This window comes from Lentzea xinjiangensis (assembly GCF_900110955.1).
Taxonomy (GTDB): Bacteria; Actinomycetota; Actinomycetes; order Mycobacteriales; family Pseudonocardiaceae; genus Lentzea; species Lentzea xinjiangensis.
In genome coordinates, this window is the sequence record NZ_FOFR01000001.1 from 560,671 (window position 1) to 579,153 (window position 18,483).

Annotated in this window: 19 protein-coding genes; 10 read left to right on the top strand and 9 right to left on the bottom strand. The window is 71.9% G+C overall.

Annotation, left to right across the window (positions count from 1 at the left end):
- Nucleotides 1-441: 441 nt before the first annotated feature.
- From BMW88_RS02815 to BMW88_RS02830, 4 genes are all read right to left on the bottom strand, one after another.
- Nucleotides 442-2,691 carry a CHAT domain-containing protein gene (locus BMW88_RS02815; protein WP_089948783.1) on the bottom strand — a complete coding sequence of 750 codons (2,250 nt, stop codon included), beginning with the start codon at nucleotides 2,689-2,691 and terminating at the stop codon, nucleotides 442-444.
- Nucleotides 2,688-3,059, bottom strand: a complete 372-nt coding sequence (locus BMW88_RS02820; protein ID WP_089948784.1) for a hypothetical protein — start codon at nucleotides 3,057-3,059, stop codon at nucleotides 2,688-2,690. The genes BMW88_RS02815 and BMW88_RS02820 overlap by 4 nt, the downstream gene beginning before the upstream one ends.
- Nucleotides 3,056-3,586, bottom strand: a complete 531-nt coding sequence (locus tag BMW88_RS02825) for an RNA polymerase sigma factor (RefSeq protein WP_089948786.1) — start codon at nucleotides 3,584-3,586, stop codon at nucleotides 3,056-3,058. The genes BMW88_RS02820 and BMW88_RS02825 overlap by 4 nt, the downstream gene beginning before the upstream one ends.
- Before the next feature lie 96 nt (nucleotides 3,587-3,682).
- Nucleotides 3,683-4,846, bottom strand: coding sequence for a pyridoxal phosphate-dependent aminotransferase (locus BMW88_RS02830; RefSeq protein WP_089948788.1), 1,164 nt, complete (start codon nucleotides 4,844-4,846; stop codon nucleotides 3,683-3,685).
- Between the two features lie 29 nt (nucleotides 4,847-4,875).
- Between BMW88_RS02830 and BMW88_RS02835 the strand changes: the two genes are divergently transcribed.
- On the top strand, nucleotides 4,876-6,123 hold the full coding sequence (locus BMW88_RS02835) for a DUF445 domain-containing protein (RefSeq protein WP_425434594.1): 1,248 nt from the start codon (nucleotides 4,876-4,878) through the stop codon (nucleotides 6,121-6,123).
- Here the strand turns inward: BMW88_RS02835 and BMW88_RS02840 are convergent.
- Nucleotides 6,096-6,593 (bottom strand): CGNR zinc finger domain-containing protein, encoded by a 498-nt coding sequence (locus BMW88_RS02840; RefSeq protein WP_245777525.1) that lies wholly within the window; start codon nucleotides 6,591-6,593, stop codon nucleotides 6,096-6,098. The two genes, BMW88_RS02835 and BMW88_RS02840, sit on opposite strands and share 28 nt — an antisense overlap.
- 85 nt (nucleotides 6,594-6,678) lie before the next feature.
- Between BMW88_RS02840 and BMW88_RS02845 the strand changes: the two genes are divergently transcribed.
- The 3 genes from BMW88_RS02845 to BMW88_RS02855 are packed head-to-tail and all read left to right on the top strand — an operon-like array spanning nucleotide 6,679 to nucleotide 10,105.
- A complete protein-coding gene (locus BMW88_RS02845) occupies nucleotides 6,679-7,203 on the top strand; it encodes a PadR family transcriptional regulator (RefSeq protein ID WP_089949444.1) in 525 nt (174 codons plus the stop codon).
- Nucleotides 7,200-7,874, top strand: coding sequence for an ABC transporter ATP-binding protein (locus tag BMW88_RS02850; RefSeq protein WP_089948790.1), 675 nt, complete (start codon nucleotides 7,200-7,202; stop codon nucleotides 7,872-7,874). The genes BMW88_RS02845 and BMW88_RS02850 overlap by 4 nt, the downstream gene beginning before the upstream one ends.
- Nucleotides 7,871-10,105 (top strand): ABC transporter permease, encoded by a 2,235-nt coding sequence (locus BMW88_RS02855; protein WP_089948792.1) that lies wholly within the window; start codon nucleotides 7,871-7,873, stop codon nucleotides 10,103-10,105. The genes BMW88_RS02850 and BMW88_RS02855 overlap by 4 nt, the downstream gene beginning before the upstream one ends.
- On the opposite strand, the gene BMW88_RS02860 is transcribed toward BMW88_RS02855, so the two are convergent.
- Together BMW88_RS02860 and BMW88_RS02865 are read right to left on the bottom strand one after the other, a co-directional pair.
- Entirely contained in the window at nucleotides 10,041-12,059 is a 2,019-nt protein-coding gene (locus tag BMW88_RS02860) for an NACHT domain-containing protein (protein WP_245777526.1), read from the bottom strand. The genes BMW88_RS02855 and BMW88_RS02860 overlap by 65 nt on opposite strands.
- A 72-nt stretch (nucleotides 12,060-12,131) precedes the next feature.
- A complete protein-coding gene (locus BMW88_RS02865) occupies nucleotides 12,132-13,199 on the bottom strand; it encodes a methyltransferase domain-containing protein (RefSeq protein ID WP_089949445.1) in 1,068 nt (355 codons plus the stop codon).
- Nucleotides 13,200-13,315: 116 nt separating this feature from the next.
- Here BMW88_RS02865 and BMW88_RS02870 point away from each other — a divergent pair, with 116 nt between their 5' ends.
- From BMW88_RS02870 to BMW88_RS02890, 5 genes are all read left to right on the top strand, one after another.
- Nucleotides 13,316-13,693, top strand: coding sequence for a helix-turn-helix domain-containing protein (locus tag BMW88_RS02870; RefSeq protein ID WP_089948795.1), 378 nt, complete (start codon nucleotides 13,316-13,318; stop codon nucleotides 13,691-13,693).
- A 5-nt stretch (nucleotides 13,694-13,698) separates the two neighbouring features.
- Nucleotides 13,699-14,364 (top strand): hypothetical protein, encoded by a 666-nt coding sequence (locus tag BMW88_RS02875; RefSeq protein ID WP_245777527.1) that lies wholly within the window; start codon nucleotides 13,699-13,701, stop codon nucleotides 14,362-14,364.
- Nucleotides 14,365-14,471: 107 nt separating this feature from the next.
- Nucleotides 14,472-14,765 (top strand): DUF2516 family protein, encoded by a 294-nt coding sequence (locus tag BMW88_RS02880; RefSeq protein ID WP_089949447.1) that lies wholly within the window; start codon nucleotides 14,472-14,474, stop codon nucleotides 14,763-14,765.
- Complete coding sequence (locus BMW88_RS02885; RefSeq protein ID WP_245777528.1) at nucleotides 14,762-15,418, top strand: alpha/beta fold hydrolase; 657 nt, start codon at nucleotides 14,762-14,764, stop codon at nucleotides 15,416-15,418. Before BMW88_RS02880 ends, BMW88_RS02885 begins: the two co-directional genes overlap by 4 nt.
- 9 nt (nucleotides 15,419-15,427) lie before the next feature.
- Nucleotides 15,428-15,976, top strand: coding sequence for a type 1 glutamine amidotransferase domain-containing protein (locus BMW88_RS02890; RefSeq protein WP_089948797.1), 549 nt, complete (start codon nucleotides 15,428-15,430; stop codon nucleotides 15,974-15,976).
- Nucleotides 15,977-16,006: 30 nt separating this feature from the next.
- On the opposite strand, the gene BMW88_RS02895 is transcribed toward BMW88_RS02890, so the two are convergent.
- Complete coding sequence (locus BMW88_RS02895) at nucleotides 16,007-16,762, bottom strand: MerR family transcriptional regulator (protein ID WP_089948799.1); 756 nt, start codon at nucleotides 16,760-16,762, stop codon at nucleotides 16,007-16,009.
- 75 nt (nucleotides 16,763-16,837) lie between these two features.
- On the opposite strand from BMW88_RS02895, the gene BMW88_RS02900 reads away from it, so the two are divergent.
- Nucleotides 16,838-17,398 carry a YbaK/EbsC family protein gene (locus BMW88_RS02900; RefSeq protein WP_089948800.1) on the top strand — a complete coding sequence of 187 codons (561 nt, stop codon included), beginning with the start codon at nucleotides 16,838-16,840 and terminating at the stop codon, nucleotides 17,396-17,398.
- Here BMW88_RS02900 and BMW88_RS02905 read toward each other — a convergent pair.
- Nucleotides 17,366-18,442: an LOG family protein gene (locus BMW88_RS02905; protein WP_089948802.1), complete on the bottom strand. Its 1,077-nt coding sequence runs from the start codon at nucleotides 18,440-18,442 to the stop codon at nucleotides 17,366-17,368. The two genes, BMW88_RS02900 and BMW88_RS02905, sit on opposite strands and share 33 nt — an antisense overlap.
- Between the last annotated feature and the right edge of the window lie 41 nt (nucleotides 18,443-18,483).

Sequence of the window (18,483 nt, forward strand, 5' to 3'; positions counted from 1 at the left end):
GGGGGAACTGATCGTGGTGCCGTCGGACGCACCCACTGTGCGCAAGCGCTTGCGAGGGATCTACTCGCACGAGGAGGTGGGGACGGGAGCCATCCGCATGCACCTGAAAACCCCCGATCGTGAACGCGTCGTGGACATCGCCCGCGAGGTCGGCGCCGCGCCGAACCACGTCCACCTCGCCTGCCCGATCATGATCGGCACCTCCCGCCCGGTCGTCGGCGAACGACTCCCGGAACTCTTGGGCGAGGGCACCGTGGCGCTGCTCGACACCTCTCTCGACGCTCCGCACGGCTCACTAGTCGCCGGCGTCCTGCGCCACCACGGCGCGAGCATCCGCCCGTTCCCCGTCCTCACGCCCTCCGGCTTCGGCGACGACCTGACGCTGGCCGCCGCCCTGCACGCCACCCAGGACCTGCCCGTGGTGCTGGTCGCGTCCGGCACCTACTCGTTCGACGACAGGTGCCCGCCGGTCCTCGCGTCGTGCGGCCGCAACGTGGTGGCCGCGGCGGGCAACGGCGGTTCGTCCCGCCCGTGGTGGCCCGCCGCCCTGCCCGGTGTGACGGCGGTGGGTGCCGCGGCTGCCTTCTCCGGGCACGGGCCCTGGGTGGACGTGGTCGTGTCCGGGGTCGACGTGCCGGCCACGGTGGGTTCCGCGCAGCTGCTCTGCACGGGCACGTCGTTCGCGGCCGCCCTGCACGCCGCCACCGTGGTCCCGGTGCCGTAGCAGCTGAAACCGAGGTGGGCGACGGCCCCGGCCGCCCGCACCGGGTGGTGGACGAGCCGGTGGACCTCGGTCATGGCCGCGCCGACCTGCGCGTCCGGCACCGGCAGCACGCTGGCGAGCACGGCCGTGCTGCCGGCGTCGAGGAACGCGCGGGCCAGCCCCGACTCGCAGGCGGACAGCACGACGACCTCGGGCGGGTTCTCGATCCTCGCGATGTCGTAGCCGTACAGCGGGCCGTCCCGCAGTTCGAGGTGGGAGAACAACGGATTTTCCGGGTGGACGTGCCCGTGCGCCGCGATGTGCGCGATGCCGGCACCCTCCAGCCCGGCCAGCGTCGCCTCCACGGTGGGCTCGACGAGCACTCCGCCGTGCTCCTCCCGCAGCGCCGTCACCTCCTCGTTCGGCAACCGGGGCCCGGCGACCCACACCCGATGGCCGCCGCGAGCCGTCGGCCGCCAATGCCGCAGCGACGGGACGACGTGCACCCGTTGGCCGAGCGCTGCCCACGGCATCCCGTGCAGCACGCCGTCCGGGACCACGACGACCTCGTCGGCCTCCGGCAGGAGGTCGAGCGCGACGTCGCGGCCCGCCCGCAGCGCGAGCCTGGCCGTGCGGACGAGTTCCGCCGGATCTTCGACCACCCGCACGCGGGCGCGCCCGTCGACCACCGTCACCGCCCTCATCCGCCCTCCGTGGGCGATGAAGCTGACCAGCGGCAGGTCCGGCGGCGTGGCCGCGACCCGGCCGCCGCGCCGTCCGGCGGCGAGCGTCAGCCTGCGGACGTCCCGCTCCAGCGCCTCCAGCGGCATCCCGAACGCCCTGGCGCGCCGCAGCTTCGCGAGCGCGGCGGCGAGCCGGGGCTCGTTGGGGGGCAGGGGCGTGCGGACGCGGTGCTGTTCCGACCAGTGCAGCACCTCGCGCGCGGTCCTGGCGAGCCCCAGCGCGTGCCCGGTCAGCTCACGGCGCGGCCAGTCGCCGTGGTGCTCGTCGAGCAGCCTGATCCCGGCCCTGCACGCCGCCAGCGCGCCCCGCCGGTCCGACCGGCGGGCCTGGGCGAGCCACCCGAGCGCCCGCGTCCGCACCGGCCCGCGAAACCGGTGCGCCGCGACGGCGTCGAGCTGTCCGGCGGCGAGCATGAACTCGACGTCCCGGTCCGCGATCCGGAGCGCGGGTGCCGGGTCGCCGGCGCGCAGCGCACACCGCGCGCTCAGCACCGCCAGCTCCGGCACGTGCCGGTTGCACCGGCGCAGCAGCTCCAGCGCGGGCGCCAGCACCCGGCGCGCCTCCGCGGTGAGCCCGGCGGCGAGCAACGCCTCCGCCCTGTCGACGAGCGCTTCCGGCCTGCTCGCCGAGTCGAGGCCGGCCGCGGCCGCTTCCTCGTACCTGCGCAGGGCGAGCGGCAGGTCGCCGGCGAGCATCGCGACGAACCCCCGGTTGTGCAGGCACATCGCCGCGCGACCCGGTTCGCCGATCGAGCGCAGCACCGCCTGCGCGGCGGTGAAGTCGCGGTCGGCCGCGGCCAGCCTGGCCGCGGCGCACCGGGCGATCCCGCGGCCGATCAACGCGTTGGCGAGCCAGCGCTCGTCGCCGTACCTGCGCAGCTGCCCGATGACCGCGGTGAGCTCCGCGACGGCCAGCCGCGGCTCGGCCGACTGGCACAGGTGCAGCCCGCGCAGGCACCGCGCTCTCGCCAGCTCCCGTCTCCGCAGGTGTGGTGTCGCGAGGTCCAGGTGCCGCAGGCTCTGCTCCCGACGGCCCCGGTCGAGGTCGATCCACGCGAGCGTCAGGTGGAACCGCGCCTCGCCGGTGAGCCGCAGCCCGCGCCGGGCGAGCCGGGCGGCCACGTCGAGGTGGCCGAGCTCGACGTGGGCGATGCTCAGGTCGTGCAGTGCGCCGGCCCGTTCGGCCGGGGTTCCGCGCACCTCGGTGGTCGCGATGGTGGTCAGGGGATCGGCGCTGGCGCTCATGCGACGAACCACCCCGTGGTCAGGCCGAGCTCGGGAACGGTCACGCACACCGGACCCGGTCGCACCTCGGCGCGGAACCAGCCCCCGGCACCGGGCCGGAGCGCCAGGGCACCGCCCGGTGAGCGCACCTCGACCGAGACGCCCTCGCCGTCGAGGACGCCGGTGAGGTGAACTCCCGCGTCCGCCGGATCGAGCTGCAGGTGCAGGCGGCCCGCGCCGGCGTGGAACACGAGCTGGCGGGAGGGGCCGCGGACCGGCTCGTGGACGGCCGCCATCGGGTCGAGCCCGGTCGGGCACGGCGTCAGCGCGGGAGGCGGGACGTCCGAGCCGAACAGGCCGGCGAGCTCGTCGAGCAGCGGGTCCCTCATCGCAGCCCCTCCACCTTCCGCCGCAGCTCGGCGAGGCACCGGCTGCGCGTGGGACCGACTGTCCCCACCTTTATCCCCAGGGTCTCCGCAACCTGTGCATAACTCAGCTCCGGGCTGTGGGCGGCGATGCGCAGCAGCCGCTGGCACCGCTCGTTCAAGGTCGTCAACGCCGTCCACAACCGCCGCTGCCGGTCGGTGGTGACCGCGACCTCGTCGGGTGCGGGCAGCGGCGACTCCGGCTCCCAGAGGTCGAGCGGCACCTCCCGGCCACGAGCCCGCACCACGGCGATGGACTGGCGAGTGGCGGTACGGACCAGCCAGAGGCCCAACCCTTCCGGCCGCCGTATCCGCGTCAGGTGTTCGGCGAGGCAGAGCCAGGTGCACTGGTAGACGTCGGCGGCATCGGCGTGGCTCAGCCGGAACGATCTGGGCACCGACCAGACCAGGCGGGAGTAGCGTTCGACGAGGGCGTCCCAGCCGTGCGAACCGGAACGCCAGCCCACGAGAACCTCAGTGTTCGAGTCCATGCCGTTTGGAGTCGAACCCCGGCGGCCGGGCTCCCGGTCTCACTCGAAAGTGGTTTGTCCACAGGTGTGGAGGAACTAGTCCACACCTGTGGACAACTACAGCTTGTGGAGGCGCTCCACGGCTTCGTCGATCACCGCGTCCCGCTTGCAGAAGGCGAACCGGATCAGGTGCTGCCACTCCGCCGGGCGGTCGGTGAACACCTGGACGGGCACGGCCGCGACGCCGATCCGGGCGGGCAGGTCACGGCACAACGCCAGGCCGTCGGTGTAACCGAGAGGACGGACGTCGGCGCAGATGAAGTACGTGCCCTCGGACGACCGCACGGAGAAACCGGCCGCACGCAGGCCCTCGGCCAGACGCGCGCGCTTCGAGGCGAGGGAGTCGCGCAGCCCGTCGACCCAGTCCAGCTCGGCGGTCAGGGCGTGCGCCACGGCGGGCTGGAACGGGGCGCCGCCGACGAACGTCATGAACTGCTTGGCCGCGCGGACCGCGCCGACCAGCTCGGCGGGGCCGCACACCCAGCCGATCTTCCAGCCGGTGCAGTTGAACGTCTTGCCGGCGCCGGAGATCGACAGCGTCCGCTCGGCCATCCCGGGCAGCGAGGCCAGCGGGACGTGGGCCAGACCGTCGAACACCAGGTGCTCGTAGACCTCGTCGGTGACGGCCAGCAGGTCGTGCTCGACGCACACCGAGGCGATGGCCTGGAGCTCCTCCCGGCGGAAGACGGTGCCGGTCGGGTTGTGCGGTGAGTTGACCAGGACCGCCCGCGTCCGCGGCGTCACGGCGGCGCGCAGGGCGTCCACGTCGAGCGCCAGCCGGCCCGACGCGTCCTCGCGCAGGCCAACGGTCACCCGCGTCGCGCCGGCCATGGCCACGGAGGCCGCGTACGAGTCGTAGTACGGCTCGATGAGGATCACTTCGTCGCCCGCCTCGACCAGCGCCAGCAGCGACGCCGCGATCGCCTCGGTGGCGCCGACGGTCACCAGGACCTCGGTGTCGGGGTCGTAGGAGAGCCCGTACCGGGACCGGTGGGTGGCGATGGCGTGGCGCAGCACCGGCATGCCGGGGCCCGGCGGGTACTGGTTCACCCCGGAGCCGATCGCGGACTGGGCCTCCGCGAGCATCGACGCGGGACCGTCGGTGTCGGGGAAGCCCTGACCGAGGTTCACCGCGTCGTGCTGCCCGGCCAGCGCCGTCATCTCCGCGAAGATGGTCGACGTGAACGGCTGCAACCTGGGGACTAGCGCTGGTACCCGCACAACGCCGAATCTTCACGGACAATGGTGGCGTGGAGCAACTGACCGCCGCTGACCAGCAGAAGCGCACGGACCTGCGCAAGATGAAGGTCGTCGCGACGAGCTTTCTCGTCGGCGCGACGGTCATCTTCTTCGGCACGCACGCGTTCGAGGGCGCGTGGGTGGGCTACGTAAGAGCCGCCGCGGAGGCCGGGATGGTCGGCGCGCTCGCCGACTGGTTCGCCGTCACCGCGCTGTTCCGCAGGCCCCTGGGCCTGCCGATCCCGCACACGGCGATCATCCCGACCCGCAAGAACATGTTCGGCAAGACGCTCGGCGACTTCGTCGGCGTCAACTTCCTGAGCCCTGAGATCGTGCAGGACAAGCTCCGGCGGGCGGGCATCGCGCAACGGGCCGGCGCGTGGGTCAAGCAGCCGGAGAACGCCGAACGCATCACGACCGAGCTGGCGAACGTCCTGAAGGGCGCGATCACCGTGCTCAAGGACGAAGAGGTCCAGGCCGTCGTGGAGCACGCGATCGTCAAGCGGGTGACCGCGAAGCCCTGGGGCCCGCCGCTGGGCAAGCTGCTCGGCCAGGTGCTCACCGACGGCGCGCACCACAAGCTCGTCGACCTGATGTGCGACCGCGCCTACGAATGGGTGCGGGACAACTACGACAAGGTCAGCCTGATCGTCACCGAGCGCGCGCCCACCTGGTCGCCCAAGTTCGTCGACGCGCTGCTCGGCGACAAGGTCCACACCGAGCTGGTCAACTTCGCCTGGGCGGTCAAGACCGACGTCAACCACCCGATGCGCCTCGCCGTGGACCAGTTCCTGCTCGAGTTCTCCGCGGACATGCAGTCCGACGAGGCCACCATGCAGAAGGCCGAGCAGGTCAAGCAGCAGGTCATCGGCCACCCCGACGTGCAGAAGCTGATCGACAGCGCGTGGGGCACGGCGAAGAAGATGCTCATCGACGCCGCCGAGGACCCGTCCAGCGAGCTGCGCAGGCGCGTCACGCAGGGCTTGGTCACCCTCGGCACCAACCTCACCGACGACCCCGAGCTGCGCGCCAAGGTCGACGGCTGGCTGGAGCAGGCCGCCGGGTACGTGGTCGAGAACTACCGTGCGGAGATCACCACGCTGATCACCGACACCGTCGAGCGCTGGGACGCGGAGGAGACCTCGCGCAAGATCGAGCTGCAGGTCGGCAGGGACCTGCAGTTCATCCGGATCAACGGCACCGTGGTCGGCGCGCTCGCCGGTCTGGTGATCTACACCGTGGCCAACGCGTTGTTCTGAGGCTTGTTCTGGGCGCGCGTGCGTTTTCGGAACGTGCGCGCCTTCTCGCGATTGCCGCAGACCTGCATCGAGCACCACGTGCGCGAACGGTTGCGGGAACGGTCGAAGAACGCCCGCAGGCAGTCGTCGGCGGGACAGATCTTGAAGCGCTCCCAGGAGCCCAGCACGGCCAGCCGGGCGGAGGCGGCCAGCACGGTGCCGACCGCGTCCGGGCTGGACAGCACCGGAATGCCGCCGGTCAGCTCGATGTGGACCACGCCAGCCGCGGTCCGGGGGCCTGACGAGCCCTCGATGGACGACCGCAGCGCCGCTCGCGCGGCGCGCGCCTGTGCGAGTTCCCCGCTCCGCCCGAGGCCGCGCTCGGTCACCCACGCGCGCCAGGAGGCTTCACTGTCCAGTACTTGTCGAGTGTTCAGGAAGTCGAGCAGCAGCTCGACGTCGTGATCCCAGCCGACAGTCAGACCAGTCACCCCACCACTGTAGGCGTCACGGCTACCGCCCGTCAGGCCGTCGAGGAATGCACTCGATGTATACATCGTGTGTATAGTGCTCCTCATGTCGATCGGACACGCACTGTTGGGCCTGCTTGAAGGCGGTCCAAGGCACGGCTACGACCTGAAGCGCTCCTACGACGAGCGCTTCGGCCAGGACCGGCCGTTGCACTACGGGCAGGTGTACTCGACCCTGTCGAGGCTGCTGAAGAACGGTCTCGTGACCGAGGCGGGCGTGGAGGCGGGCGACGGCCCGGAGCGCAAGCGGTACGCCATCACCGACGCGGGCGTCACCGACGTGGAGCGCTGGCTGAGCACTCCGGAGAAGCCGGAGCCGTACCTCCAGAACACCCTGTACGCCAAGGTGGTGCTGGCCCTGCTGTCCGGCCGCAGCGCCACGGAGGTGCTCGACGCGCAACGCGCGGCGCACCTCACCACCATGCGCGAGCTGACGAAGCGCAAGGTCGACGGCGACCTCGCCGACCAGCTCATCTGCGACTTCGCCCTGTTCCACCTCGAAGCCGACCTGCGGTGGCTGGAACTCACGGCCGCTCGCCTCGACCAGCTGGCCGTGGAGGTCACGCGATGAGCCTGTTGAAGGCCGAAGGCCTGTTCAAGTCGTTCGGCAAGACCCACGCGCTCGACGGCGCCGACATCTCGATCCGCGCGGGCGAGGTCGTCGCGGTGATGGGGCCGTCCGGCTCCGGCAAGTCCACGCTGCTGCACTGCATCGCGGGCATCCTGCCGCCGGACAAGGGCACGGTGCACTACAGCGGCCAGGACCTGACCGCGATGAACGACAGCAAGCGCAGCGAGCTGCGGCGCACCGAGTTCGGGTTCGTCTTCCAGTTCGGCCAGCTCGTCCCCGAGCTGACCTGCCTGGAGAACGTGGCGCTGCCGTTGCGCCTGAGCGGCATGAAGCGCAAGGACGCCGAACGCGCGTCGAGGGACTGGCTCGCCCGGCTGGAGGTCGACGGCGTCGCCGACCAGCGCCCCGGCGAGACCTCCGGCGGCCAGGGACAACGCGTCGCGGTGGCCCGCGCCCTGGTCACCAGGCCGAAGGTGATCTTCGCCGACGAACCGACCGGCGCGCTCGACTCGCTCAACGGCGAACGCGTCATGCATCTGCTCACGACCGCGGCACGGGAAACCGGTGCGGCCGTCGTGCTCGTCACGCACGAACCCCGTGTCGCCGCCTACTCCGACCGCGAGGTCGTGGTGCGCGACGGTCGTTCGCGTGACGTGGAGTTCGCCCGGTGAACCGGGTGATGAGCGACCTCGCCCTGGGGGTCCGGCTGGCCGTCGGGGGCAGCCGGAAGTCCTGGGCGAGGCTCGCGCTCCAAGGCGTGGGGATCGGCCTCGGTGTCGCGTTGCTGCTGTTCGCCGCGTCCTTGCCGAGCGTGATGGAGGCACGGGACGACCGGCAGGACGCGCGCAACCCCGTGACCGAAGGCGCCGGCCCGGCGCCGCTGCTCGCGATCGAGCAGGGGCACCCCTTCCGCTCCGAGTACATCCGCGGCTCGTACCTGAAGGCGCGGTCGCCGGAGGCCCCCGTGCCGCCCGGCATCGACCGGGTGCCGGGTGACGGCGAGATCTTCGTGTCGCCCGCGCTCGCGGCCCTGCTCGACGCGCCTGGAGGTGAGCTGCTCAAGCCGCGCTTCCCGCAGAAGGTCATCGGCACGATCGGTCAGGCCGGCCTGCAGAACCCGAACGAGCTCCACTTCTACGCCGGTGACGCGAAGATCCAGGAGGAGCCGGACGGCAACACCGTCTACGGCTGGGGCGTCCCGAACGACGGTGGTGGGCTCAACCCGGTGCTGTGGCTGCTCAGCGTGGTCGGCCTGGTGGTGCTGCTGTTCCCGGTGCTGGTGTTCGTCGGGGTCGCGACGAGGCTCGCCGCGGCCCAGCGCGACCGCAGGCTCGCAGCGCTGCGGCTGGTCGGCGCTGCGGCGAGCAGGGTGCGGCTGATCGCCTCCGGCGAGGCTCTCGCCGGTGCGCTCGCGGGGCTCGTGGTCGGGTTCGGGATCTTCTTCGCGGTCCGGCCGTCCGTCAACGGAATCAGCATCGCGGAGCTGTCCACCTTCTCGAGCGACGTCATGCCGGCGCCCGCGCTCACGGTCACCGTGGTCGTGGCGGTGCCGGTGCTTGCGGTGGTCACGTCACTGGTGGCGATGCGCCGCACGATCATCGAGCCGCTGGGCGTGGTCAGGGACCAGAAACCGGTGCGCCGCAGGCTCTGGTGGCGGCTCGTGCCGGTGGCGGCCGGGGTGGCACTGCTCGTCAGCCAGATCGGCGAGCTCAGCGCCACCGCCCGGCCGGACCCGTGGCCGGTGGTGACCGGGATCGTGCTGCTGATGCTCGGCATCCCCGTGCTGCTGCCGTGGCTGGTGGAACGCGTGGTGTTCACGGTGCGGGGCGGGTCACCGGCACTGCAGCTGGCCGTGCGCCGGTTGCAGCTCGACAGCGGAACCGCGGCGCGCGTCGTGGGCGGCGTGGCGGTCGTGCTCGCGGGCACCGTCACGTTGCAGATGACCCTGGCGGGTGTGGAGCAGGACGTGCGGACCAACGAGGAGAAAGAGGCGTCGTTCAGCTACCTGACCATCAACCCCGACCCGGCCGTGGACCCCGGCGCCATCACCGCGGCGCTGGAGAAGACCGCCGGTGTGGACGGCGTCCACGAGATCGGTCGGACGTTCGGCGAGCTGAACTCCGGCGAGTACGTCGTCGTCACCATCGCCTCGTGCGAGGCGTTGCGCTCGCAGGCGACCGTCCCGGACTGCGTGGACGGGAAGGCCTACGTCGTGCCGTTCTCCAACGGGCTGGTGGAGGCGAAGGCCGGTGACGTGCTGACGATCAAGAAATCCGGCGAGAGGTGGACGGTGCCGGCGGTGGAGACGGTCGAGGGCACCCGTCCCGGCCTCGTCGTCACCCCGGCGGCCGCACGCGGTCTGCGGGCGGAGCAGTTCGAGCTGATCGCGGTGCTCGACGGCGCGGTGCCCGACGTCGCGGAGCACACCCGCAACGCCCTGGCGGCCTACCCGTGGCAGATGCACACCTACTTCGTCGGCCAGGACGACACCAACGAGGCGGAACGGGTGTTCGGCGTGATCCGCCGCGCGCTGCTGGCCGGCTCGCTGCTCACGTTGCTCGTGGCCGCCGGCTCACTGCTGGTCGTGGCACTGGAACAGGTGCGGGAACGGCGCAGGCCGCTCGCGGTGATGGCGGCGAGCGGCGTGCCGCGTGGCACGCTCGCCCGGTCGCTGCTGTGGCAGAACGCGCTGCCGCTCGCGATCTCCACGGTCGTGTCGCTCGCCACCGGCATCGGGCTCGGGGTGCTGGTGATGCGGGTGTCCGGGTCCAGTGTCGCCTTCGACTGGGCCGGCATAGGGCTCGTCACCGCGGTCGTGGTGGGTCTGACGCTCGCGGTCACCGCTCTGACGCTGCCCTCGCTGAGAAGGGCGACCGGAGCACTTGGCCTGCGGACCGAGTAGTCGTCTCGTGCTCTGCCAGGCGGTCCTGCACCAGTCCGTGCCGGAACTGGTAGCAGGCTCCCGCCCGGCAGAGCACGCCGAGCTTGCGCGAGTCCTCCAGGAAGACCATCAGCTCCCAGGGCAGCTTCCCGCGCAGCGCCAGCCAGATCCGCGCGACGGTGAACCACCACCAGCGCAGGTGCAGCACGGCGAGCGCGAACCCGAGCATCAGGCCGGACGCGAGGCCCAGCCCGACCATCCCGGTCTGGCCGGGACCGAACACCAGTGCCGCCGCCGAGCCGAAGACCACGGCCAGCACCAGGGATCCCGTCCAGACCGCGATCCGGTCGCGCGCCATCGTCCACTGAGGACTAGAGGCCTGCGACAGCTCGGTGGCGCTCGACAACGCGAACCGCAGCGCGACCGCGACGGCGAGGCCGAGCCCGACCACGAGCCCGGCGGACAGCCCGTACAGCGCGCCGAACACGAGTCCCGCGGCCAGCCCGAGCACGCCGGGCACGAGCAGCAGGCTGCGCCAGATCCCCAGCCGTGGCTTGGTCTTGCGCTCCTGCGCCGCGCTCAGCGCGGCCGCGCCGACACCGATGCCCGCCACCAGGCCGGTGACCGGGGCGAGCGACGGCGTGATCGAGTACGCCATCAGCCAGCCGACGCCGAACCCGCCGATCGCGCCCAGCACCAGCGCGCCGAGCACCGCGAGCCACGTCCTGCCGACCGACCGGCGCAGCTCCCACCAGGCCAGCTCGCGGATGCCGCGGTCGCGCATCTCGTGGGCGAGGAACTCGAGCCAGCGACGGGCCCGGTCGCGTGGCCAGACCTGGCTGGCCCTGGCGTGGTGGGCGAACGCCCGGTTGCCGAACGCCCGTGACACCAGCTCGTCGCAGAGGTGGTCGGAGACCGCCCGCGCGTCCGGGAACCGGCCGCGGTCGAGCAGCTCCGTCGGCTCGGCCTCGCTGTCGGCGTAGACCATGCTGGCGAGCCACATCGTGAGCGGCGTGGACAACGCGTCCGCGAGCCTGCCGTCCGGTTCCTCGCGCAGGTGGATGAACACCGGCTCCCACCGCGCCGCGCCCCGGCTGTCGGCACTGGCCCGCAGGTACGCGGCGACCTCGTCGAGATCGAGCGGGGCCAGCTCGACGACGTCGGCTCCCGGCACCGGGCCGGCGAGGTGGACCGCCTGCGCGAACTCGGTGGTGCGGGAGGTGAGCACCAGCGGCCGGGTCACCCCGAACGCCTTGGAGATGCGGGCGAGAGCGTCGGCGCGCTGGTGCGCGGGGATGTCGTCGAAGCCGTCCAGCACGGGCAGCACGCGATGCTGCTCGATCAGCAGGTCGCCCGCGTAGCTGCCGTACAGCTCGGTGTTGCGCAACGCCGGATGGTCTTCGTACAGCCGACGGCTGAGCCACGTGCGGATGTCCTCGACCGCCGGGTCCCACGTCGACAGCGGCAACAGCACCGGCACCATGCCGCCGTCGTAGCGGTCCAGCAGGCCGCACGTCAGCAGCATCGCGACCGTCGACTTGCCGGTGCCCGCCTCGCCGAGGATCACCATCCGGCGGTTGACCTGCCGCTGGAACGCGCTCACCACGGCGTCGCTGCGTCCCGGCGGGGCGGCCGGCTCGGCGCTCACGTCCAGCTCGGCGGCCGTCCAGTGCAGGTCGAGCAGGTCCGGCTCGGTGAGGCCGCGCGAGTGCACCTCCTCGTTCCACTGCGCCTGCAGGCCGGTGGCGAGCGCCCGGCACGCGGCGTCGAGGTGCTCGTCGGTGCTCAGCTCGGCGTTGTGCCTGCGCCGCAGCCACGGGTCGAGCGCGGCGAGGAGGCCCAGGAACGCCATCGTGAGCACGATCAGCCACACGTGCGGGTTGATGCCGTGGTCGGTCACGAACAGGCCGGCCGCCGCGAGCAACGCCGTCAGCACGCAGCCGGCCAGCAGCGCCCGCTGCCGGAGTCTGGACATGCGACGCATCATGGCGCACCGCATCCGCCAGGGGTCGATTCAGTGACCCGTGTCGTGACGTTTCGTTCTCGATCACAGGTGCCAGCGCAGCTCGCCGAGCGTCAGGAACTGGCCGTCGGGCCCGATCTCGACGCCGAAGTGGTGCCTGCGGGGTTTGCCCAGGTCCTGCCACTCGGCGAGGGCCCGCTCCGCGAGGTCCCACAGCCGGCGGGGACCGCCCTGGTCGACGTGCGAGCCGTGGTGGTGCACCCAGGAACCGTCCGGGTGGGCCAGCCAGTCGTGCCCCGCGACGACGCCCGGCAGCGCGGTGCCGGCGAAGAACTCGAAGGGGCTGACCGGGTCCACCACCGTGGTCAGCGGCACCTTCGTCGTGCGGCGGTCGAACGCGCCGTCACCGGTGCGCACGGGCGGGTGGGAGTGTGCGCGCATCGGCATGAAGCGGCCGTCCTCCGCGAGCACCCGGCCCTCGCCGGTGCCGTCGCCGTGGGAGGTGATCAGGACGAGCCCGGCGCCGATCGGGCGGTGCAGCGTCGTGACGACCAGCCCGCCGGGTCTCGTCTGCTCCAGCCAGGCCGGTGGGACGCGTGCCACGGAGCAGGTCGCGAGCACGCGGTCGTACGGCGCGCCCCCCGGATGGCCGAGCGCGCCGTCGCCCGTGACGCACGTCGGGGAGAACCCGTTGGCGCGCAGGCGTTCGCGGGCGCGCCGGGACAGCGCCGGGTCGACGTCGACCGTGGTGACGTTCGCCGAACCGACGGCGTGGCAGAGCAGGGCCGCGTTGTAGCCGGTGCCGGTGCCGACCTCCAGCACCTTCTGCCCGGTGTGGACGTCCAGCGCCTCCAGCATGATCGCCATGATCGTGGGCATGCTCGACGAGCAGGTCGGTGTGCCGCCGGTCACCGTGTCGTCGCCGTCGAACTGGGTAACCCAGACGCGGTCGGTGTAGACGAGCCGCAACCAGTCCGGGTGCGCCGCGGTGATCCGCTCCCAGTCGCCGTCGTGCCGCTGGCGGTAGAAGCGCGGCAGGAACTCGTGCCGCGGCACCGAGCGGAAAGCCTTGAGCCACTTGGAGTCGTGCAGCACGCCATCGCCGAGCAGGTGGTCCGCCAGCTCGGCGCGCAGGACTCCGGCGTCGTCCATGTCACCCACCACGGTAGTCCTGTGGCGGAGCACACGCAGGCTTGCTAGCAGCCCGCTTGCAACTGCTAGCACCCGTCGCTACCGTGGTGGTGGTACGAGGAACGGGAGCGGGAACAGTGGACAAGCCCATCGACAAGGCGGTCGCGGACCTGGGCCGCAACATCGGTGAGTACATCCGCGAGCAGCGCAACAGCGCGAAGATCTCGTTGCGCGAGCTGGCGAAGCAGGCGGGTGTCTCGAACCCCTACCTCAGCCAGATCGAGCGGGGACTGCGCAAGCCGAGCGCCGAGATCCTCCAGCAGATCGCCAAGGGCCTGCGCATCTCGGCCGAGGCGCTCTACGTCGAGGCCGGGATCCTCCAGCAGCGCGAAGGCGGCGCGCTGGCGGACGCCATCGTCGCCGCGACCGAACTGACCGAGCGGCAGAAGCAGGTGCTGCTCGACGTCTACCACTCTTTCAGGCGGGAGAACTCCGCCAAGAACCAGGAGGACTGATCCCCATGCCGAAGCTCACCCAGGAAGACGTCCGCAAGGCCGCCGAGCAGGGCGCGCACGCCGCGCGCCAGGCGCTGCTCGCCGCCCTCGGCGCCGGTGACCTCGCCGCCAAGGCGGTCGTCGAAGCCCTCACCAAGGCCAAGGAGCGCGCCGAGGAGGCCCGCACCCAGGCCAAGGACCTGCCCGTCGAGCTGGGCGACCTGCGCGAGAAGCTGCAGCCGGCCGAGCTGAAGAAGCTGGTCGACGCCTACACCGCCTCGGCGGTGAACCTGTACAGCTACCTCGCGGAGCAGGGCGAGCAGACGTTGGAGCAGATCAAGGCCAAGCCGCAGGTGAAGCAGGCCGTGGAGCAGGTCGAGCAGGCCGTCGGGGTCGCGCAGAAGCGCGCCGGGACCGCTGCCGCCGACGCCCGCGTGCTCGCCGACGACGTGCTCGGCAAGGTGACCCGCCGCACCCGCTCGGTCGGCGAGAAGGTCGCGAGCCAGGTCGAGGACGGCGCCGAGAAGCTCGCCGAGGAGATCGTCGAGGTCGGTGGCGACGCCGCGCACGAGGTCCGCAGCACCACCCGCAAGGCCGCGAACCGCACCGCGCCGCGCAAGCCGGTGACGACGACCCGCGCCGCCACCCCGGCCGCGAAGAAGACCACGCCCACGACCGACACCACCAAGTGAGCCGGGTCTAGCTCGCCGGCGGGAGGGGAGCAGTCCGCACGGGGCTGCTCCCCTCCCGCCGTACCGGCACGTAGTCTGGGTGCGTGTTCCAAATCCCGATCTTCAGCATCTGGTACCTCGACACCGTCGTGTACTTCGTGTTCGACCTCGGGTTCAGCATCCTGGGGCTGTTCGCGTTCTTCCACGCGCTGACCCAGCGCGTGGACGCCTACACCGCGATCGAGCGCATGACCAAGCCGGCCTGGCTGGGCATCACCGGTGGCGGGACGGCGGCGATGCTGTTGTTCTCGCCCGGCGGCGTCGGGTCGATCTTCTGGCTCGCCGGCCTCATCGCGGTGCTCGTGTACATGGTCGACGTGCGCCCGAAGCTGATCGAGGTCCAGCGCGGCCCCCGCTGGTGATCACGACCTCCTACGGCTCCGGCTCACCGGTGACGCTGGTCGCCCACGGGCTCGGCGCCACCCCGGGCGAGGCGCGCATCCCGGCCTCGGGGCTGCCCGGCACCCGTGTGGTGGTGACGCTGCCGTCGCACGGCGACGCCCCGGACGCCCCGCCCGGCTACTGGGACTACGGCCGCATCGCGGCCGACCTCGGCACGGTTCCCGCCGACCAGGCCATCGGCGTCTCGCTGGGCGCCGGTGCGCTGGTCCGGCTGCTCTCGCTGCACCCCGGCCGTTTCCGCCGCGTGGCGCTGCTGCTGCCCGCGGTGCTGGACCAGCCGCGGCCACCGTTCACGCTGCGGCAGCTCTCCGACCTGACCACCGGCCCACCGGCCTACGTCGCCGAGCGCAGGGCCGCGCTGACCCGCCTGGAGGCCGCCGCCGAGCAGCTACCGGGCCAGGTCGCCGTCGCCGACGCCTCCTCGCTGGCGGCCGTGTCGATCCCGGTGCTGGTCATCGGGGCCGTGGGCGACCCGCTGCACCCCGAGGACGTGGCGAAGGCCACCGCCGCGGCGTTCCCGCGCGGCGACCTGTGGCTGATCGGCTCGCCGGCACCGATGATCACCCACCGCGCGGAGCTCCGGCGCAGGTTGGCCGAGTTCCTCGGCGGGTAGCCGACGTTCATGGCTGAACAGAAGAAGATCGCATTCCTGGTCGACACGGAGGGCATCGAGCAGGTCGAGCTCACCGACCCGTGGTCGCACGTCGAGAAGGCCGGCGGGGTGCCGCGCCTGCTCGCGCCGAAGCTCGGTGAGGTGCGCGGCTTCCACCACCTCACGCCGGCCGACTCGTTCCCCGTCGACGGGACGTACGCCGACGCCTCAGCCGACGACTACGACGGTGCCGTCATCCCCGGCGGCGTCGCGAACGCCGACTTCCTGCGGATGGACGCCGACGCCGTGCGGCTGGTGAAGGACCTGGTGGCGGCGGGCAAGCCGATCGCGTCCATCTGCCACGGGCCGTGGCTGCTGGTCGAGGCGGACGTGGTGCGCGGCAAGATGCTGACCTCGTTCCCGAGCCTGCGGACCGACATCCGCAACGCGGGCGGCGACTGGGCCGACCAGGAGGTCCGGGTCTGCGACATGAACGGCTGGACGCTCGTGACGTCCCGCAACCCCGACGACCTGCCGGCGTTCAACCGGGAGGCCCTGAAGGCCTTCGGCCTGGGCTGAGGGCCGGGATCTGCAGCTCCCGGCACCGCTCTACAGGCGCGTCCCGGCGTAGTGCGCCATGGCGTCGCGCACCCATTGGGCCATGTTGTCGCCGTTGACCTCGAAGTTGGCCCGGAACTCGTCCGAGTCGACGTAGAGGTCGCCGAGGCCCTGGTAGGAATCCCGGTCCGGCGTCCAGCTCAGGCAGATCCAGCGGTAGTGGCGGTCGACCAGCTCCTGCGTCTCGGGAGCGTCGATCGCCGTGCCCGCGACGAACAGCACGCCGAGCTTGTGCGCGATGTCCCGCCATTCGGCCATGAACCGGTCCGCGTCGGCACGCGTCCAGCCCTTCATCTTCTCCTTGCTCTCGGCGATGTGCCCCGCGGCACCCTCGCCGTAGCGTTCGACCAGCTCGGCCTCGTGGCGCTCCTGCTTCGCCGCGTCGAAGCCGTCGAACAGCTCTTCGAGCTTCACCTCGTCCCCTCCTTCCAGTTCGTGGATCGTCCGCGCGACGGTGGTGGCGAGCCGGTCCAGCCGCTGCCTCTCGGCCTGCAACCACCGGTGGTGGTTGCGCAGGACCGTCAGCTGGTCCGTGCCGTTCAGCATCTCCGCCACCACGTCGAGGCCCAGGCCCAGCTCGCGCAGCAGCAGGATCTGCTGCAGGCGGTGCACCTGCTCCTTCTCGTAGTAGCGGTAGCCGTTGGCGCCGATCCAGGCAGGCGGCAGCAGCCCGATCGAGTCGTAGTGCCGCAGCGTCCTGGACGTCACCTTCGACATCCGTGCCACCTGGGCGATCGACCAGGCCATCCCGGTCCTCCCTCCGCGCTTCGTCCTCGACGGTAGGGGTTGACGCAGCGTCAAGGTCAACCGGCGTTTGGCAGGATGGCCGGTGTGTGGAACATCGCTGGATCGCTGCAACCCGTCCCGGTCCTCTCGCGCCTCGACCTCGTGCCCGAACCGGTCGCGGCCGCGCTGAGGGAGCTGGACGGCGCCGACCGCGTCGCGGTCGCCGAGATCGACCCGACCCTCGCCGACACCGCCGAGTTCTGCGCGCACTACGGTTCGCCCCTGGAGGCCTCGGCGAACTGCGTGGTCGTCGCGGGCAAGCGCGGCGGTGAGATCCGTTACGCGGCCTGCATGGTGCTGGCCACCATGCGCGCCGACGTGAACGGCGTCATCCGCAAACGCCTCGACGCGCGCAAGGCGTCGTTCGCGCCGATGGACGAGGCCGTCGCGTTGACCGGCATGGAGTACGGCGGCATCACGCCCATCGGTGTGCCCGCGGGCTGGCCGGTCCTGGTGTCGCCGGAGGTGGCCGCCGCCCCCGAACTGGTCGTGGGCAGCGGCATCCGCGGCAGCAAGATTCTGGTTCCGGGCGACGTGCTGGTGAAGCTGCCCGGCGCGGAGGTCCTACCCGATCTGGCTCGCGTACTTGGCGAGTAGCTCGACCGCCTCGTCGACCTCGTCGGTGACGAGGATCCACTGCTCGGCCTCCCGACCGGCCGCGAGCTTCTGCACGAGCGGTGCGGCCGGGACCTCGTCGGTCCAGAAGTCCCTGCCCAGGAACACCATGGGCGCGGCGGGCCCGACGCTGCCGTAGTAGTTCTGCGTGAAGTCCTGGAAGACCTCCTGGACCGTGCCCGCCTTGCCGGGGGTGTAGACGATGCCGCCGGTCGCGACCGTCAGCAGGCCCTCCTCGCGCACCGAGTTCGCGAAGTACTTGGCGTGCAGCTCGCAGGCCGGGTTGGGCGGCTCGTGGCCGTAGAACCAGGTCGGGATGCCGATCGTGCGCGGGGTGCCGGAGCTCGGCAGCTCCGGGAACACCGCGAGCCACCGGCCGATCGACTCGTCGTCATGGCCGAACGACGGGGCCCGCGCGATGGCGTCGAGGACGTCGGTGTCCGCCTCGCCGAGCCGCACGCCGAGCGGCACCGCCTCCATCGCGCCCGGTCCGCCGCCGGTCAGCACGGTGAAGCCGGCCCTGCCCAGCGCGGCGCCGAGTTCGACGGCGTTGCGGTAGCCCGCTGAGCCGCGGGCGAGCGCGTGACCGCCCATGACCGCGACCGGTGAGCCCGTCAGCGCCTCGTCGAGGGCCTCGGTGATCGAGTGGTCGTGCAGGCGTTCGGACAGCGCGTGCAACGGGTCGGGGTGGTGGCCCTGCTGCTTGCTGTGCCGGTAGATGACGGCGTCCGGGGTGTCCGCGTACGACTGGGGGTCGGCCGGGTCGAAGCCCGCGAACAGCTCCTCCGGCGTGTAGAGCGAGGACCGGTACACCTCGTAGGGCACGTCCGGGATCACCGGGAAGATCAACGCGCCCGCGGCGTCCGCCCGGCGCTGCATGGTCTCGCTGAGCGTGCACCCGAGCAGCAGGGCGCCGTCGAGCGGCACCCGCACGTCCTCGCGAGTGAGGTCCAGCCCGATGATGACGGCTTTGCGCAGGTCAGGCGCTGCCCGAAGCTGGTCCAGGTCGGTGATTTCGATCCGCACGCCGAAAAGCCTATGCCTCGGGCGGATCCCCTGGCCCCGGG

Bases quoted from the DNA above. Each gene is read 5' to 3' on its own strand.
- BMW88_RS02815 (WP_089948783.1), bottom strand. From the start codon at position 2,691: ATGAGCGCCAGCGCCGATCCCCTGACCACCATCGCGACCACCGAGGTG.
- BMW88_RS02820 (WP_089948784.1), bottom strand. From the start codon at position 3,059: ATGAGGGACCCGCTGCTCGACGAGCTCGCCGGCCTGTTCGGCTCGGAC.
- BMW88_RS02825 (WP_089948786.1), bottom strand. From the start codon at position 3,586: ATGGACTCGAACACTGAGGTTCTCGTGGGCTGGCGTTCCGGTTCGCAC.
- BMW88_RS02845 (WP_089949444.1), top strand. From the start codon at position 6,679: ATGTCGATCGGACACGCACTGTTGGGCCTGCTTGAAGGCGGTCCAAGG.
- BMW88_RS02850 (WP_089948790.1), top strand. From the start codon at position 7,200: ATGAGCCTGTTGAAGGCCGAAGGCCTGTTCAAGTCGTTCGGCAAGACC.
- BMW88_RS02860 (WP_245777526.1), bottom strand. From the start codon at position 12,059: ATGTCCAGACTCCGGCAGCGGGCGCTGCTGGCCGGCTGCGTGCTGACG.
- BMW88_RS02865 (WP_089949445.1), bottom strand. From the start codon at position 13,199: ATGGACGACGCCGGAGTCCTGCGCGCCGAGCTGGCGGACCACCTGCTC.
- BMW88_RS02875 (WP_245777527.1), top strand. From the start codon at position 13,699: ATGCCGAAGCTCACCCAGGAAGACGTCCGCAAGGCCGCCGAGCAGGGC.
- BMW88_RS02890 (WP_089948797.1), top strand. From the start codon at position 15,428: ATGGCTGAACAGAAGAAGATCGCATTCCTGGTCGACACGGAGGGCATC.
- BMW88_RS02895 (WP_089948799.1), bottom strand. From the start codon at position 16,762: ATGGCCTGGTCGATCGCCCAGGTGGCACGGATGTCGAAGGTGACGTCC.
- BMW88_RS02900 (WP_089948800.1), top strand. From the start codon at position 16,838: ATGGCCGGTGTGTGGAACATCGCTGGATCGCTGCAACCCGTCCCGGTC.